General features: G+C 49.4%; 16 protein-coding genes. 4 read left to right on the top strand and 12 right to left on the bottom strand.

Annotated features, from left to right (window positions below; genetic code table 11):
- Window positions 1-552: 552 nt before the first annotated feature.
- Window positions 553-1,305 carry a hypothetical protein gene (locus ACY2RR_RS14110; RefSeq protein WP_490108796.1) on the top strand — a complete coding sequence of 251 codons (753 nt, stop codon included), beginning with the start codon at window positions 553-555 and terminating at the stop codon, window positions 1,303-1,305.
- Window positions 1,306-1,317: 12 nt separating this feature from the next.
- Here the strand turns inward: ACY2RR_RS14110 and sctU are convergent, their stop codons facing one another.
- The 10 genes from sctU to ACY2RR_RS14060 all read right to left on the bottom strand — a co-directional run bounded on the left by sctU (window position 1,318) and on the right by ACY2RR_RS14060 (window position 10,092).
- On the bottom strand, window positions 1,318-2,367 hold the full coding sequence (sctU, locus tag ACY2RR_RS14105) for a type III secretion system export apparatus subunit SctU (protein ID WP_490108795.1): 1,050 nt from the start codon (window positions 2,365-2,367) through the stop codon (window positions 1,318-1,320).
- Window positions 2,368-2,414: 47 nt separating this feature from the next.
- Window positions 2,415-3,209: a type III secretion system export apparatus subunit SctT gene (gene sctT / locus ACY2RR_RS14100; protein ID WP_490108794.1), complete on the bottom strand. Its 795-nt coding sequence runs from the start codon at window positions 3,207-3,209 to the stop codon at window positions 2,415-2,417.
- Between the two features lies 1 nt (window position 3,210).
- A complete protein-coding gene (gene sctS, locus ACY2RR_RS14095; RefSeq protein ID WP_490108793.1) occupies window positions 3,211-3,474 on the bottom strand; it encodes a type III secretion system export apparatus subunit SctS in 264 nt (87 codons plus the stop codon).
- Window positions 3,475-3,489: 15 nt separating this feature from the next.
- Window positions 3,490-4,140, bottom strand: coding sequence for a type III secretion system export apparatus subunit SctR (gene sctR / locus ACY2RR_RS14090; protein ID WP_490108792.1), 651 nt, complete (start codon window positions 4,138-4,140; stop codon window positions 3,490-3,492).
- A gap of 53 nt (window positions 4,141-4,193) precedes the next feature.
- On the bottom strand, window positions 4,194-5,372 hold the full coding sequence (gene sctQ / locus ACY2RR_RS14085; protein WP_490108791.1) for a type III secretion system cytoplasmic ring protein SctQ: 1,179 nt from the start codon (window positions 5,370-5,372) through the stop codon (window positions 4,194-4,196).
- Window positions 5,373-5,387: 15 nt separating this feature from the next.
- Window positions 5,388-6,071, bottom strand: coding sequence for a type III secretion HpaP family protein (locus ACY2RR_RS14080; protein ID WP_490108790.1), 684 nt, complete (start codon window positions 6,069-6,071; stop codon window positions 5,388-5,390).
- A 15-nt stretch (window positions 6,072-6,086) separates the two neighbouring features.
- The gene (gene sctO / locus ACY2RR_RS14075; protein ID WP_490108789.1) at window positions 6,087-6,548 is read right to left on the bottom strand and encodes a type III secretion system stalk subunit SctO; all 462 of its coding nucleotides are present in this window, start codon (window positions 6,546-6,548) and stop codon (window positions 6,087-6,089) included.
- Between the two features lie 11 nt (window positions 6,549-6,559).
- Window positions 6,560-7,894, bottom strand: coding sequence for a type III secretion system ATPase SctN (sctN, locus tag ACY2RR_RS14070; RefSeq protein ID WP_490108788.1), 1,335 nt, complete (start codon window positions 7,892-7,894; stop codon window positions 6,560-6,562).
- 159 nt (window positions 7,895-8,053) lie between these two features.
- Window positions 8,054-8,575 (bottom strand): type III secretion system chaperone, encoded by a 522-nt coding sequence (locus ACY2RR_RS14065; RefSeq protein WP_490108787.1) that lies wholly within the window; start codon window positions 8,573-8,575, stop codon window positions 8,054-8,056.
- Window positions 8,576-8,793: 218 nt separating this feature from the next.
- Window positions 8,794-10,092: an acetyl-CoA C-acetyltransferase gene (locus tag ACY2RR_RS14060; protein WP_490108786.1), complete on the bottom strand. Its 1,299-nt coding sequence runs from the start codon at window positions 10,090-10,092 to the stop codon at window positions 8,794-8,796.
- 192 nt (window positions 10,093-10,284) lie between these two features.
- On the opposite strand from ACY2RR_RS14060, the gene ACY2RR_RS14055 reads away from it, so the two are divergent.
- Window positions 10,285-11,706, top strand: coding sequence for a 3-oxoacyl-ACP reductase (locus ACY2RR_RS14055; protein ID WP_490108785.1), 1,422 nt, complete (start codon window positions 10,285-10,287; stop codon window positions 11,704-11,706).
- 73 nt (window positions 11,707-11,779) lie between these two features.
- Here ACY2RR_RS14055 and ACY2RR_RS14050 read toward each other — a convergent pair whose 3' ends face one another.
- Complete coding sequence (locus ACY2RR_RS14050) at window positions 11,780-12,814, bottom strand: AraC family transcriptional regulator (protein WP_490108784.1); 1,035 nt, start codon at window positions 12,812-12,814, stop codon at window positions 11,780-11,782.
- Window positions 12,815-13,045: 231 nt separating this feature from the next.
- Between ACY2RR_RS14050 and ACY2RR_RS14045 the strand changes: the two genes are divergently transcribed.
- The gene (locus ACY2RR_RS14045) at window positions 13,046-13,888 is read left to right on the top strand and encodes a MaoC family dehydratase (RefSeq protein ID WP_490108783.1); all 843 of its coding nucleotides are present in this window, start codon (window positions 13,046-13,048) and stop codon (window positions 13,886-13,888) included.
- A 57-nt stretch (window positions 13,889-13,945) separates the two neighbouring features.
- Window positions 13,946-14,440: a tRNA adenosine(34) deaminase TadA gene (gene tadA / locus ACY2RR_RS14040; RefSeq protein WP_490108782.1), complete on the top strand. Its 495-nt coding sequence runs from the start codon at window positions 13,946-13,948 to the stop codon at window positions 14,438-14,440.
- Window positions 14,441-14,452: 12 nt separating this feature from the next.
- Here tadA and ACY2RR_RS14035 read toward each other — a convergent pair whose 3' ends face one another.
- Complete coding sequence (locus tag ACY2RR_RS14035) at window positions 14,453-15,367, bottom strand: transglycosylase SLT domain-containing protein (protein ID WP_490108781.1); 915 nt, start codon at window positions 15,365-15,367, stop codon at window positions 14,453-14,455.
- Between the last annotated feature and the right edge of the window lie 4 nt (window positions 15,368-15,371).

Genomic DNA, 15,371 nt, shown 5'->3' with positions numbered 1-15,371 from the left:
GCTTCCGGTTCTTCGCACCCCTTCGTTAATAAGGTGTCAGTTTTATAGCCGCTGTATGCAGAATCGGCAAACCACAAGCCAACCCTGCCGCATATCGGAAGTGTTGGTTTGTGGTCTGGAGTAACCAGACCATCAGGTATATAAACCTTAATGGTTGCTGGTTCCTGATTGTGTGCGACCTTTCGTTTAGTGAAGATGGTGTAGTTGTTTCTTACACCTGATCACTAACTGTCAGCCTGCGGAGAAATAAAGATTATGTAGTTTCAGTATTTCACCCTGCCTTTGCTGTGTTCTCAGGGTCGGTATCCGCAAAGTTTGGCAAGACTATAGGGACTCTAACGAGGTTTTAATCCGTACAAATACGGTATTGCTCATATCTGTGGTGGTTTTTGTTTGTTTTGTGATCATTTACACATTTGCAGATTCATTACGAAACATTTTCAATCTTTGCAGTGTTGATCTATGAGTGGCACTATGGTTTTCAGGGCGCAGTTATGGACAGGGACGCCATGGATGCACGCATAATAATTATAAAAAGAGTGATCTGCCGTCATGAGAAAACTGACGAAATTCCTTTTCATTGTTTTATGCCTGTCTTTTGGAAAGGTTCACGCTGAAGCTGCAACAGACCAATCTCTGATAAATGATGTATACCGCCTGCAGGTTGATGCCTACGAGGCCAGTACACTTTTCCATATGTACACCTTGCTCGAGGGAGACCGGCAGGTTTCCGGTGATATCGAAGATGTTGTTGCCCGTATCCAGAACCAGGTAAACAACCTGCAAACTTCTGATTTGTTATCCGACGATGGTCGTTTTTCTGAGGCCGCTGAGCAGTTTGTTGAATTGGTGCAGGCCAATGAAATTGCCAGTGAGGGTTTTACTTCTGTATATACAGTCAATGATATGGAAGCTGCGCTAGATGCTTTTCAGGAAAGTCTTGCAGAGCTTCTTCCAGAAGGGGCGCTTTCCTCCCAGGCCAGTATTCTGAGTAATGCTGTGCTGGTAAGAAAAATCGGCTCACGCTATGCACGCCTGGCAGCGCACTGGAATGCCCGCACCGGTATTTTGGCCGATGCTGACGGTGACACTATTGATATTCATACAAATATTGTCACGGACCAGCTGGAAACTCTGGTTAAGAAAGAGGATTTAACTCCAGAAGAAAGAGCATCTGTGAATCAGGCTATGAAGAAGTGGCGCTTTATTTCTCCCAAGCTGATCGACTATCAGAATGACACAGTGCCTTACCTGGTGAGCCGTTACAGCACATCTATAGCCAATCAGCTATTGAATACTCTGTAATGCTGGTCGGGTTTACTCAGGGTTTTCATCCTGTTTCATTTGCTGCACCCAGCGGAACACTTCGGCAACCGGGGTGATAAGTTCGCTGGGTATGTAGTCAAAAACTTCTGACTGGCTGAACAGTGCGTGAGCCAGAGGAACATTTTCCATAACCGGTATATTGTTGCGCTCCGCAACCTTAATAATGAATTGCGCCTGATTCCGTTTGCCCAGGCAGGTCACCATGGGTAGCGGGGTTTTTGCTTTGTTGTAGTGAAGCCCAACGGCAATATGAGTAGGGTTCTTTATCACAACGTCGGACTGGGCAACATTATCTTCTGAGTTCAGTAGCTCCCGGTGTAGTTCTTTTCTCTTGCCTTTGATTTCAGGGTTACCTTCCATCTCTTTGTATTCGCGCTTTACTTCATCTTTGGTCATCTTCTGTTCTTTGGTGAACTGGTACTTTTCAAACATAAAGTCGAAAAGTGAGATCACCATGAAGGCGACAATCGCGAATAGCATCAGCTTTTTCATTAATGAACCCAGTACAGGAAGAATGCAGTCTGTGCCGCAAAAGGGCAGGTTCATAAGTTCATTCAAACTGCCTCGGATAACGTAATAAACCACCAGAGACAAAAACAGAATCTTGATAATGGATTTGACCAACTCCACCACGTTTTTGATGGAGAAGATTTTCTTGGCACCCTGAATAGGATTGATCTTCTTGATGTCGGGTTTAATTGGTTCAAAAGCCAGAAGCATGCCGAACTGAACAACGTTGCCAGCAACTGCGGCAAAGGCGGAGGCCACAACCAGAGGGGCGATCATAAGAATGGCTTTTGAGAGCAGGCCCAGAGCAACGGACTTCAGGGCAACACGAAACTCCATTTCATAGAACTCTGCCGGGTAGAGCAGCAGCTCCTGAAACATCTGAACATACCAGTCGCTGAGTGCCCAGATAATAACAACAACGGCGATAATGCCTGCGGTGGAAGAAATTTCCTTACTCTTGGCGACCTGTCCCTTCTTGCGGGCATCGCGCAACTTTTTCGGTGTGGGTTCTTCGGTTTTTTCACCGCTCATAGTGTTCTGTTCTTATCTAGAAAGAGTTTGGCGCTTGTCGAAAGGTATTACATTAAATATCGCCCAAGAATCTGCATTACGCTGGGAAATTCACCGGCAGTTTCCTTCGCAAGTTTCATAACCGTTGCCACATAAAGAACCAGAATAGCCACGGCCACGGCACTCTTAATAGGCATGGCAAGAATGAACACGTTGAGCTGGGGGGCAGAGCGGCTGATCAGGGCAATTCCCCATTCTGTTATAAACATACAGATCATAATCGGAGCCGCGAGCCAGACGGACAGCGTGATAATTAAATCAAACTGCCCAAGGAAAAACAGAACCGCTGATTGATTCAACTTTGGCCAGAACTCAAATACCGGCCAGGCTTCATAGCTATGAAAGAGGCTGCCCAGCAGAATCAAAAACACGCCACTGATAAGGTAAATACAGGTGAATGCCTGGGAGAACATTAATCCCATAGGTGACGTTTCCGAGCCAGACATGGGGTTCATGGTGCTGGCCATAGAGGCACCACGCTGGTTATCGATAATAAAACCAGCAGCTTCCAGAGCCCAGAAGGGAATAGTGGCGATAAAGCCAATAAACATTCCGATCATCACTTCTTTAAGAATGATGGTGAAAATCATCAGCATGCCTGGGCTGGTTTCCGGCTCCTGTGCTGAGATCATCGGAAACATGAAAATGGCCAGACTACCTACGATGCCATTCCGGATCATGGCACCACCAACAACCTGTTTATTCAGAATGGGCATGGAGTTAAAGGCCGCAGCCATACGCACCATAGTCATGCTGTATATAAAGAACACATCTTTGATTTCTGACGTGACCTCAGGAGGCATATCAGATTTCCGGCAGGTAATTCATGATCGCCAGAGAGAAGTTGTACACTTCAATACCCATCCAGCGGGCAGTGGCGAATATGCTGATAACTACGGCGATCAACTTAAAAGCGAAAGGAAGCGTTTGCTCCTGAATCTGGGTGAGGGCCTGAACCAGGCTCACAAGAAGACCAATACCGGCGGCGGCGATAATTGGCGGCATTGATAGAATCAATGTCAGCATTAATGCTTTGGCTGTCATTGTCAGAACATCTGCTTCAACCATTGTCTGATCCCCTGGCTATTGGTAACTGAGTACGAGTCCATGTATCAGTCGGGTCCAGCCATCCAGCAGCACAAACAACAACAGCTTGAAAGGCAATGAAATAGTCATGGGGGATACCATCATCATACCCATGGCCAGAAGAATGTTAGAAACAATCAAATCAATAATGATAAATGGCAGGTACAGTAGGAATCCCACCTGAAAAGCTTTGGTCAGTTCACTTACGGCAAAGGCTGGAACAAGAATCATCAGACTGTCCTGAGCCAGTTCTTCTTTATATTCCGGTGGCCAGAGCGCAGTAGCTGTCTTCAGGAAAAAGCGCCGTTCCCGGTCAGTGGTGGTTTTCATAAGAAACTTGCGATAGGGCACAATGCCTGCTTCGTAAACTCCCCGCCAGGAATCATCCTTTATGCTGATCTGCTCATCCTTAACAATGTTAAACATCTCAATCCCCACCGGCGCCATAATGTAAATGGTGAGAATGATCGCCAGAGAGTTCAGGGCCATATTTGGGGGGATTTGCTGCAGACCTGTAGCATTTCGAAGGATACCGAATACTACAACTAGTTTGAGGAACGAGGTTCCGAGAATGGCAACAAACGGCACCAGTGACATTAGCGCCAGAGGCAGTATCAGGTAAAACGGTGATGAGAGATCAAACTCCATCGCTGGATCCTTTTTTCCCGGTTATCCTGTGTACTGCTCAGTGTGTAATGCGTTTAAAGAAGCTTGGTAATACGCGCGCCAATCTGATTGTTGATATTGACCAGTTCGCACTCGGCAAAGACTTTGCCATTGGCTTTCATGGTGACAGGGCTGGCGATATTTCTATTCAGCTCAAAGGTGTAACCTGGTCCAAGACGTCCCATTTCACCAACAGTCAGTTCGTGGTTGCCCACATCAAAAACCAGCTTCACTGGTAAGCCTTGAATATCCTGATGGTTCACATGTTGCGTGGGTGCTGCTGCAGGTTGAGGGGCGGCCTGCTGTGGAGCCATCTGCTGCTGAGCCATTTGTTGTTGGGGCTGGGCAGCCATTTGCTGTGGCTGAGGTGCGGCGGCCTGAGGTGGTGTGTCAGAAAGCCCCAGGTCATCATCGTCATCAAAGTCATCGCCGAGATCCAGATCATCATCCAGATCATCAAAATCATCGAAGTCGTCACTCATACTGTTCTCCACCCTCTGTTTCAGCGTGATCTGAGAACCGCTGATCTCTGCGATAAATCCCGTGCTTTCCGACATCCTGAGAAATACATACTTGCCGGTTTTGTACCAGGAGCGATCCAGTAGCACGATATCGCCAGTTGCAAGCTGTCCCAGTCGGGTATCCGAAAGCATCGTATGACCGACCTCAACAGCAAGAGGCATGGCTAAATGATCGGCAGGCAGCGCCTGAGCTGTACCCAGAGTGGTGCTGATCATGCTGTTGATCTGATCGTTCACAACCAGAAGGCCACTGGAAACCCGGCTTTGTCCCTGAAAGGCAACGCCCAGACAAGGCGTACCTTCGGGAATATGATCACTGCGTGATACCCGGTTAAGGCGTAAATCTTTTTGTAGAAGGGCGCGAAGGTCGCCCAAGAGGCGGTCAATGGCCATGGTCGCGCAACCAAGGCGAAGATCATCGGGCAGTTGCTCAAGTAAATCTGATAAAGGGCTTCCGCCAATGGCCATATCAGCAAACAGATCCCGGGTAACTTGTATCCGTACGGGAAGACCATCTACAGAGATTTGAAATTCCAGATCAAACTGGCGTGCTGCAGTCACCGGCGTCAGGCTGACTGCACAGGGCTGGCCATTAATCTGGCTCTGCAGCTGGCCGGCAGAACCACTTACAAGATTGTTCAGCAGTGCTTGCTGATGAGACAGGGGCTTGTAAGCAAATGGCTGGATAGACATGATTATTCAGAGCCCTTAGCTATCTGCTTCATCATCATTATCTTCGGCAAAATACTGCTCACGGGAGCGTCCGTCACCGGTATCCTGATCAGCTCCACCGCCCTGCATCTTGATGTTGACCTCAATGTCTCCCCCCATTTTTTTATTGAGAGTATCCATCAAAGCTTGCTCTCCCTTATTCAGGAAGTTAAAGGATTCTGCAGAGGTAGTAGTGAACTCGATAGACATCTTGCCGGTGGCATCCTTGCGGATCATCATTTCCGTACCGGGCAACATATCGTTCTTGAAATCGACTTTGACCGCCTTAACATCGGAAGCGTTACTAACCATGATCTTGTCGACGATCTTGTCAATCTTGTCGACCATCTGCTTATTATCCACGCCCTGTACTTCAGCGGTTTTACCCATACGGGCTTCCATGGTTTTGGCGGCATCACCATGCGCCATTGCATCGCCTTCGTCCTTTTTATCTTTCTTTTTGGAATGAAGGTTTTTGAAGAGATCTTCCAGGCCGTCTTTCTTGGCATCGTTGCCCCGAACATCACCTTTATCGCCCTTTTTCTTTTTCAGGGCGTCATCGAACTCACCACTGTTACGTTCGGCTTCTTTTTCCTGGGCGCGGTCATTTTGTCCGGCGCGTCCATTCTCAGATGGGCCGGATTGCTGTGGAGTGCTGGCAGGTCCCTGTACACTGCTCATAATGGCTTCCTTTCCTCAGTGACGATTGCGGGGAGTAAACTCCTCCAGTTCCAGCTCTTCCAGACGGGCCTTTTCCTTGGCCGCTTCCTGGTTCAGTACATCGGTAAACTCTTCGAATTTCTGTACAGCCTGAGTAGCTTTGGCGTGAGCCTGACGAGCCTCTTCAAGCTGGTTTTTGCACTCTTCAAGATGCTCTTCGGCTTTTTTGATGGCTTCCTGAAGAACCAGGTCCTGCTCTCTGAGCTTGGCAACCTTCTGTTTGAGAATATCGAGGTCAAACTGTTTTACCTCGGTATTCATAATATTATCGTAGAGTCTCTGCTCTTCTTGATAACGCCACTCTTTATAGTCAATGAATTCCTGTTTTTTCTTCTCAATATCCTGAACGGCGACTTCAACCCGGTAACGACATTTTCTCACTTCATCTTCTGCCGATTTTTCCCGGATTCGTTTTATCCTCAACAGGTCGTCCAGCATGCTTCAGAACCTCAACGAATCAACTGATGTAGTTGTTGAACCGTGGTATCAAAGTCAGAAAGCTCGTCAGTACGTTGTTTGAGGAAGGTGCGAATCGATTCAATCTTGGCCAGCGCCTGGTCCGCCAGAGGGTCTGCGCCCTGTTTGTATTCACCAACCTTAACCAGCAGTTCAATCTCTTCAAACTTTGCCATCAGCTCCCTGACTTTACCCGCGGAACCGATATGATCCTTATCCACAATATTGTTCATAACCCGGCTGGCAGACGCGAGAACATCAATGGCTGGATAATGGTTTGCTGCTGCCAGTTTCCGCGAAAGGATAATGTGTCCATCGAGGATGGATCTGGTTTCGTCAGCCACGGGTTCCGACATATCGTCACCTTCCACAAGTACGGTATAGAGGGCGGTGATTGAGCCCTTGTCTGACATTCCGGCTCTTTCCATAAGTTTTGGCAGAGTTGCGAAAACCGAAGGTGGGAAGCCTCGACGTGTGGGAGGTTCGCCTGCGGCCAGACCTATCTCCCGCTGAGCACGGGCAAAACGGGTAACGGAATCCATAAGAAGTAAAACCCGTTTTCCTTGATCACGAAAATATTCAGCAACGGCTGTAGCGGTATAAGCAGCTTTTGCCCGCTCCATGGATGATTTATCTGATGTGGCAACAATGGTGACTGATTTTTTAATACCTTCCGGCCCCAGATCATGTTCCAGGAATTCTCTTAATTCCCGTCCCCGTTCACCGATCAGTGCAAGAACGGTGACATCCACTTCGGCACCTTTTACCAGCATGGAGAGCAGGGTGGACTTACCACCACCGGCTGCTGCGAAAATACCCATCCGCTGGCCTTCACCGCAGGTCAGGATTCCATCCAGAACCCGCAGTCCCAAAGGAAGTGGCTGGTCGATAATTTTACGGGTCAAAGGGTCAGGGGCATTGGCGTAAACCGGATACCAAGCTTCCGGATTAACCTGTTCATCAGGGTCTGCATGGAGAGGACGGCCCATACCATCAAGTACTTTGCCGAGAAGGTGTGAACCAACGGCGACATGATGAACCCGGCCGGTGGGGATTACCTCGGTGTTAGAAGAGATGCCCAGCATATCTCCCAGTGGAGTAAGAACCGCATCATAACCTTCAAAACCAACCACTTCGGCGTAATTCATATCATCTTCGCCGGGAGTGAACAGTTCGCAGAGCTCACCAATTTTAACCCCGGGAACTGCGGCCTTGATGATCATCCCCTGAACTTCGGTCACCCGGCCGCGAATATCGACCAGTCGACTGCCATCTACCGCGCTCTGGAGGGCATCTGTTAAATAATCGAGTGCATCACTGTCGCTCAAGGTCAAACTCCCTGTGACCAGTTCACTACAGGTTTTCTATCATTGTAGAAAAGCCATCACTATTGAATCGGCAGGGGACTGGACTGAGTGAGTGAGGGCTACAAAAAAAGAACGCCCCGGCGGGGCGCTATGAGTGGGGAATCTGTTGTTCTAACTGGCTTACACCATGATGCCCATGCCACCGTCGGGCTGGGATGGAGGCTGTCCGCCACCACTTGGTGTTGAACCGCCGCCAGACGCTGGTGGTTGCTGCCCGGTACCATCGCTCTGAGTGTTGCTGGCTTCCTGCACAACCCACTCAAGCGTGTTTACAAACTTTTCCAGATTGGATTCAAAAGCACCATAATCAATCGCTGCGGTCATAGATCTGATCAGCAAGACTTCGGTCTTATCGTGATTCAGGGAAAGGTAGGCGCCCTGCATGCTGTGATGCTGAAGGTTGATAAAGAGCAGCTTTTCAAACAGAGCCACTTTATCTTCGCAGGCCGCGTGGGCTTCAACAGGCTTAACGGCAGAAACGAAAACCAGAGCTTCGTCTTCTTCCAGATATTCCATGTTGACGATAAGAGTGTCATCAAAGCAGAGGCCACAGGCTCCATGCTCGTTCAGCTTTAATTCACCAAGGCCAATACCTTCGGCAAAGCGCTGCAGGTTCTCTTCGACATTCTGCCGATGGGACATGGGCGAAATCCTCCCTGGCTTCTTCTATGTCCAATATCTTGTTTGGAACGGTTACCTGACAACCATGTGTCATGCAGGTCTTAGTAGAAGTTAAGCATAAAAAAGGCGGACACAAGTCCGCCTTTTTCAGGAATGCTGTCATAACCGAAGTTATGACAGAAAGTGGTGCATTGCAGTAACTTTTTTAGAAGGAAAAGTCAGCAAATTACGCAAAGCTGTCAGGGGCGTTCAAGAATGGCGGTAATGCCAAGGCCACCTGCAGCACATACGGAAATCAAACCACGACCGGAACCTTTCTGTTCCAGAAGTTTAGCCAGTGTCGCAACGATACGACCACCAGTCGCTGCAAATGGGTGACCAGTTGCCAGAGAACTTCCGTTCACGTTGAGCTTACTGCGGTCAATAGAACCAAGTGCTTTGTCACGACCCAGCTTCTCTTTGCAGAACTCTTCGCTTTCCCAACACTTCAAAGTGGCCAGAACCTGAGCGGCGAAAGCTTCGTGAATTTCATAGAAGTCGAAATCCTGCAGAGTCAGGCCAGCTTTATCCAGCATCTTGGGGACAGCGTAAGCAGGAGCTAACAGCAGACCTTCTTTCTCGCTGCTTTCCTTGCCAAAGAAATCAACACCGGCTGTTTCGCAAAAAGTCAGGTAAGCACGAACGGGCAGGTTGCGCTCAGCGGCCCACTCTTCGCTGGCCAGCAGTACAACAGAAGCACCGTCGGTCAGGTTGGAACTGTTAGCGGCTGTCAGAGTCCCTTTGCCACTCTTCTTGTCGAAGGCTGGTTTCAGGCTGGCCAGTTTTTCCAGGGTTGTATCTGGGCGCATAGTGTTGTCGCGTTCCAGACCCAGATAAGGTGTTACCAAATCATCAAAGAAGCCGTCCATGTAGGCTTTGTTCAGATTCTGGTGGCTGGCCAGAGCCATTTCATCCTGCTCGTCCCGTGGGATTCCCCAGTCTTTGGCAGTGATTTCGGTGTGACCACCCATAGACAGCTTGGTGCGAGGCTCACCATTGGATGGTACTAATGGAGCCAGATGGCGCAGACGCAGGCGGCTGGCAACTTTCAGGCGCTCACCGTTGGTTTTGCAGCGGTTCAGATCCAGCAGGATTTTACGCAGGCCTTCATTCACGCCGATTGGAGCATCGGAAGTGGTGTCAGAACCGCCGGCAATACCACATTCAATCTGGCCGAGAGCAATTTTGTTGGCAACCAGAATGGCTGCTTCCAGGCCTGTCCCACAGGCTTGCTGGATGTCGTAAGCGGGAGTTTTGGGATCAAGAGCCGTGCTGAGTACAGCTTCACGGGTCAGGTTGAAATCCCGGGAATGCTTGATAACTGCACCGGCAACAACTTCGCCAACCTGTTCGCCCTGAAGGTTGTAGCGGTTTACCAGACCATTAAGAGCTGCGGTCAGCATGTCCTGGTTGCTGGCGTGGGAGTATGCGGAGTTTGAGCGAGCAAAGGGAAGACGATTGCCCCCGATAATTGCAACTCTTCTTACAGTCTGAGACATGGCTTGTCCTGCTTTGCGGTTCATCTTATTGTGTGGGACGCAGTGTATAGTGCGTGATTATGCTCACATTGGCTATTCTGACCTCTCTCCGCTCTCGGTGTGTCAATTCACTGGAGCGAAGCCTCTGCTCAAATAGCCGCCAATGAGCGCAGGCCTGTACACCTCGCAATATAATAAGGGAGTAAAAATACAATGTCCGATAGATATCAGAAGATAGCGACATCGCCATTTGGCAAAAGCCTGTTCAGCAGCCTTGGCCTGCCTACGCCTGTGGAGCTGGATCGTCAGGATGATGCCGCTGCTGACTTTGTAAAAGGTAAGGTGCTGGTTGGTGCAGCCGCTGGTTCTTCCCTGCTGGATGTTGTTGCAAAGACTCTGTCCGATTCCAGTGCAGAAATCTGCTGTCAGGCAAGCGCAGCCACAGCTTCCGATGTTGTGAAAGCTGCTGAAGCCGCTGGTAAGAAGGTTACACAGGTCAGCACTGGCCGCGAAGATGCTACCAAATTCAAAGGTCTGGTGTTTGATGCTACAGGCATCAGTTCAACATCTGAATTGCGCGCTCTCCACGAATTCTTCAGCCCGGTCGTTCGTAAGATGGCGAACTCCGGTCGTATTGTCGTGCTGGGTCTGGCGATGGAAGATTGCGCCAGCGTTTCCCAAGCTGCTTCCATGCGTTCCCTCGAAGGTTTTACTCGAAGTCTTGGTAAAGAAGTTGGTAAGAAGGGCACCACTGTACAGCTGATTTATGTGAGCAAAGGTGCTGAGGCTCAGTTGGAATCTCCACTGCGTTTCTGTCTCTCCCCGCGTTCTGCTTATGTTTCTGCGCAGGTTTTGAAGGTTTCCAACGGTACAGAAACTACTGTCATTGATTGGGGTCGCCCACTGGCAGATAAAGTGGTTCTGGTAACTGGTGCCTCCCGTGGTATTGGTGAGTCCATTGCTGAAGTGATGGCCCGTGACGGTGCCAAGGTTGTTTGCCTGGATGTGCCTCAGGCTCAGGCAGGTCTGGATAAAGTTGCTGCTCGCTTGGGTGGAACCGCCATTGCTGTTGATATCACTGCTGCAGATGCTCCACAGACTATCGCGGATGCTCTGGAAAAAGATTTTGGTGGTGTGGATGTTGTTGTTCACAACGCCGGTGTTACCCGTGACAAAACCCTCGGCAATATGAAAGCTGACTGGTGGGATATGGTTATCGATATCAACCTGTCTTCCGAAGAGCGTATTAACGACGAGCTGCTTGAGCGTAATCTGCTGCGCGAAAATGGCCGTATTGTCTGCGTATCTTCCATGAGCGGTATAGCCGGTAACTTTGGTCAGACCAACTACGCCGTGTCCAAGGCTGGTGTCATTGGTTACGTTCAAGCTATGGCTGCACCGCTGGCTGAAAAGAACATCACCATTAACGCGGTTGCCCCTGGTTTTATCGAGACTCAGATGACAGCGGCAATTCCGTTGATGACCCGTGAAGTTGGTCGTCGGATGAACTCTCTTTCCCAGGGCGGTCAGCCTCAGGATGTGGCAGAAGCCATTGCTTTCTTCGCCAGCCCGGCTTCCACTGGTGTAAATGGTAATGTGATTCGTGTTTGTGGGCAGTCTCTGCTCGGCGCTTAATTACCAAATACGGTGATGTTCAAAAAATAAACCCGGCAATTGCCGGGTTTATTTTTTTATGGGGTGTTAATTATCAAACTGTACTGAGCTGGCGGCTCATATACTTTTTACTTTTCCGGTATTCGATAGGGGTCATATCGGTCCAGCGCTTAAATGCTCGGTAGAATGTGCTGGGTTCGGAAAAACCTGTCAGGTACACAATCTCATCAATGGATTCTTCTGTTCTGGACAGTAGTTGCTTTGCCAGGTTGCAGCGGTAGTTTGCCAGCAGGTGGTTAAAACTGGTGCCAGCATCAGCCAAACGGCTACGTAGGGAGCGCGCGGTCATATCCAGGCGTTCCGATACGTTTTCCAGGCTGACTTCACCAGAATCAAGCAATTCACCAATGATCCGGTTGACGTCAACGATAATATCCTGCTTTTCCAGACGAGCAATCTGCTCCAGCGCAACCTGTTCGTGAGCTTTCATCAACTCAGGTTCGGCATGCTGGGAAGGGAAGTGCAAAATATTAATGCTGAATTCAATAGCGTTTTGTTCACCATTGAATATCACCGGGCAGCCAAAGATATTTGAATATTCGTCGTTGTCGCCTTCTGCGCCTGCGTGGGTCACCGTGACCGACAGAGGTTTGAAACTGTCCTGAGTAAGGTGGCTGAAAAAGCGAATAGCTCCCAGCAGGATGGCATCGGTCAGATGGCGCATGTCCTGACTGTTTTCGCTGGTGGAGCCAATGCTGAAAATACAGCTGTCGCCTTCACGTTCAACTTTGGCGCTGACTGCATCGCTTAACAGGCGTTGATAGTTCAGAGCCCGATTTAACCCTTCTTCAAAGGTGGGGCTGCTTAAAAATAAGTACTCGATAACCTGTCCCCGAAACACAGGAACATTCTGTCCGAGGTGAAGACCAATAAATTTATCGCCGGTTACTTCTTCACAGGCTTGCCAGAAAATAGTCTGGGCATCGTGTGGGGTACGCACCTGTGGGTCTTCAATATGACGACGGGTAATGCCGCAGCGCTCGTAAATAGCACTGGCATCGATTCCGGCGTTAATAAAGCCCTGATGAGCCATTTTTACCAGAATGCCTGCATCTCTCAGCTCGCTCATAAATCACAGCCCTACTGGAGTTGTTCTTTTTGATGGGGATGCCTGCAAAGCAGCACTACCCGTTATTATTTTTCTCCTGAGGGGCTATCTTAGAGGTGATTGACTCTGGTGACAATGCAATTAATGTTTTCTGTCACTGGCGATTGGTCACTCTGTCGGTTGTCCTTTCTGCCAATGGTTGCCAGAAAGCGCGGAGTAACATGCTGCGGATGAAATAAAAGGATGCCCGAAATGCAAACTCTGGTTCTTCAAAATTTACCATCCATGTTGTCTTTGTATGGCAAAGCTGCTGTTAAGAAAGGTCATTCCGGAGATTTGCCAAAGCTGACAATTGCTGTCCCAGGCATTCGTGCGGAAAAGGCTGTTGCTAAAAAATATGACCGCATCTGTCATTTCTCAGAGAGTCGTTTTCTGGCACCAACCTACCTGCATGTGCTGTCTTTTCCACTGCATATGCGTTTGATGACTGACCCCACTATGCCTCTGAAGCCTATGGGGCTTGTGCATGTGCGCAACAAAATTAAGCAATATCGTCAGGTTGAGCAGGGAGAGCTTCTTTATATTGAATGCTCTGTTGGTGAGGCTCGGGACGTCGACGCTGGCCTTGAATTTGATATTCTGACGCGCATCGAAGCATCAGGCGAACTGGTTTACGAAGGTTTAAGCACGAATCTGAGTCGCCGATCTTCCAAATCTTCTGGCGATAAAAAGAAGCGTCAGCCCCCAGAATCCTTCGATATAATTCAAACTTGGTCACTGCCTGCAGGCCTTGGTCGCAGTTATGGCGCGGTTTCCGGAGACCGTAACCCGATTCACCTTTGGCCAACAACGGCAAAGCTGTTTGGTTTCAAGCGGCATATTGCCCATGGTATGTGGTCTAAAGCACGTGTGCTTGCGGCGTTGTCTGACCAGGTGGGTAACAAGCCTTTTGAAATTGACGTGAGCTTTAAAACACCAGTCTTCCTACCTGCCAAGGTGGAATTCAGTTACACGCAGGAAGAGTCCCAAACCTCTTTCCTTATGCGCTCAACCTCCGGCAAGCCCCATCTTGAAGGCAAGTTGACTCTGCTCTAATCTCACCCGTAAGTCTCTGAACCTGTATAATGCCCTGATTTGATTTCAGGATGCGTTATGCAGGAACAGGATATTCACTGGATGCAGGAAGCACTGGCTCTGGCCCGGTTAGGTGCAGCCGTTGGTGAAGTTCCCGTCGGGGCAGTGGTTGTTCATCAGGGTAAAATTGTTGGTCGGGGGTATAACAGTCCTATCGGGCGCAGTGATCCTTGCGCTCATGCTGAGATTCTTGCTTTACGAGATGCTGCTCAGACCATTGGCAATTACCGGCTGGTGGACTGCGATCTTTATGTCACCCTTGAACCTTGCGGTATGTGCGCGGGGGCGCTGGTTCACAGTCGCATTCGTCGTCTGATTTTTGGTGCCTTTGAGCCCAAAGCGGGCGTGATTTCCAGTCGGGAAAATATGTTAAGCAAAGATTTCCTGAATCATATTGTAGAGATGTCGGAAGGTGTTTTGGCGGAAGAGTGCTCAACTATGCTGTCAGACTTTTTTCGTAAACGGCGTAAGATGAAGAAGGCTGCCCGGCAGGCCTTGAAAAGCAATTCTTAAGAAGAGCAAGCCTTAAAGCGTGGAAGGAGTCGCACGACTGTTATTGGCAATTGTCGTGGGGCGGCTGGGAGCATTGTTAGGCGCGTAGGTTGTTAAGATATGGCGGTAGTAGCGCTGTATATTCTCAACATACTGAACAGATTCAGTGCCTCGTGCATAACCAAACCGGGTCTGGCTGTGCCACTTTGGGTCTTCCAGCTTTAGCAGGTATTCACTCAGGTGAGCCCAGTTGTCAGGGTTTCCACCTTTGTTTCGAGTGAGTGTTCTTGCATCGTACAAATGCCCAATCCCTACATTGTAAGCAGCCAGAGCCTGCCAGGTGCGATCTGGCTCTTGCAGGGTTTCCGGTAGGCGGCTCTTCAACTGTTCCAGATAACGAACCCCTCCCCGAACACTTTGTTCTGCATCAAGGCGATTGCGAATGCCCATCTCCTTGGCCGTGGGCAGTGTCAGCATCATCATGCCCCGCACTCCAGTTGGAGATTTTGCCTTAGGGTGCCAGTGGGATTCCTGATAACTGATGGCAGCCACCAGATGCCAATCGATCCGGTGCTCGCTGGCAACTATGCGGAATAATTCATGGTAGCGGGGTAGTCGGCGGTGCATATGGCTTTCCAGACTGGCAATTTCCCCTGCAGTCAGCTCAGCGGAAGATAATTCTGTTTCGGAGTCTGCTGAGGCATGGTTAACAGAAGATGCGAGAAAATATTCCCACTCCAGCAGAGTCAGGTGCAAGGCTCCCTTTCTGACAACCGGGAAGTCTGAAGGCCCCTTGGTTCGGTTCCCAGCATTCAGGCCATAAAGATCGTTCTGCTGGGTCAGCAGAAGGGTCACGGTAAAAGCCAGCAGTGTGAATAGCCCGACCCGGACGGCGGAGGACTTTGGCCACTGCTCTGTAACAATAATTTCCGTAGCGATACTTCCCATGCCT

It is taken from the genome of Parendozoicomonas sp. 2304DJ65-17 (genome assembly GCF_058148445.1).
This window is presented reverse-complemented; position numbering and strand designations above follow the sequence as displayed.

Coding starts and splice junctions, on each gene's coding strand:
- ACY2RR_RS14110 (WP_490108796.1), top strand. CDS start 553: ATGAGAAAACTGACGAAATTCCTTTTCATTGTTTTATGCCTGTCTTTT.
- sctU (WP_490108795.1), bottom strand. CDS start 2,367: ATGAGCGGTGAAAAAACCGAAGAACCCACACCGAAAAAGTTGCGCGAT.
- sctT (WP_490108794.1), bottom strand. CDS start 3,209: ATGCCTCCTGAGGTCACGTCAGAAATCAAAGATGTGTTCTTTATATAC.
- sctS (WP_490108793.1), bottom strand. CDS start 3,474: ATGGTTGAAGCAGATGTTCTGACAATGACAGCCAAAGCATTAATGCTG.
- sctR (WP_490108792.1), bottom strand. CDS start 4,140: ATGGAGTTTGATCTCTCATCACCGTTTTACCTGATACTGCCTCTGGCG.
- sctQ (WP_490108791.1), bottom strand. CDS start 5,372: ATGTCTATCCAGCCATTTGCTTACAAGCCCCTGTCTCATCAGCAAGCA.
- ACY2RR_RS14080 (WP_490108790.1), bottom strand. CDS start 6,071: ATGAGCAGTGTACAGGGACCTGCCAGCACTCCACAGCAATCCGGCCCA.
- sctO (WP_490108789.1), bottom strand. CDS start 6,548: ATGCTGGACGACCTGTTGAGGATAAAACGAATCCGGGAAAAATCGGCA.
- ACY2RR_RS14065 (WP_490108787.1), bottom strand. CDS start 8,575: ATGTCCCATCGGCAGAATGTCGAAGAGAACCTGCAGCGCTTTGCCGAA.
- ACY2RR_RS14060 (WP_490108786.1), bottom strand. CDS start 10,092: ATGTCTCAGACTGTAAGAAGAGTTGCAATTATCGGGGGCAATCGTCTT.
- ACY2RR_RS14055 (WP_490108785.1), top strand. CDS start 10,285: ATGTCCGATAGATATCAGAAGATAGCGACATCGCCATTTGGCAAAAGC.
- ACY2RR_RS14050 (WP_490108784.1), bottom strand. CDS start 12,814: ATGAGCGAGCTGAGAGATGCAGGCATTCTGGTAAAAATGGCTCATCAG.
- ACY2RR_RS14045 (WP_490108783.1), top strand. CDS start 13,046: ATGCAAACTCTGGTTCTTCAAAATTTACCATCCATGTTGTCTTTGTAT.
- tadA (WP_490108782.1), top strand. CDS start 13,946: ATGCAGGAACAGGATATTCACTGGATGCAGGAAGCACTGGCTCTGGCC.
- ACY2RR_RS14035 (WP_490108781.1), bottom strand. CDS start 15,367: ATGGGAAGTATCGCTACGGAAATTATTGTTACAGAGCAGTGGCCAAAG.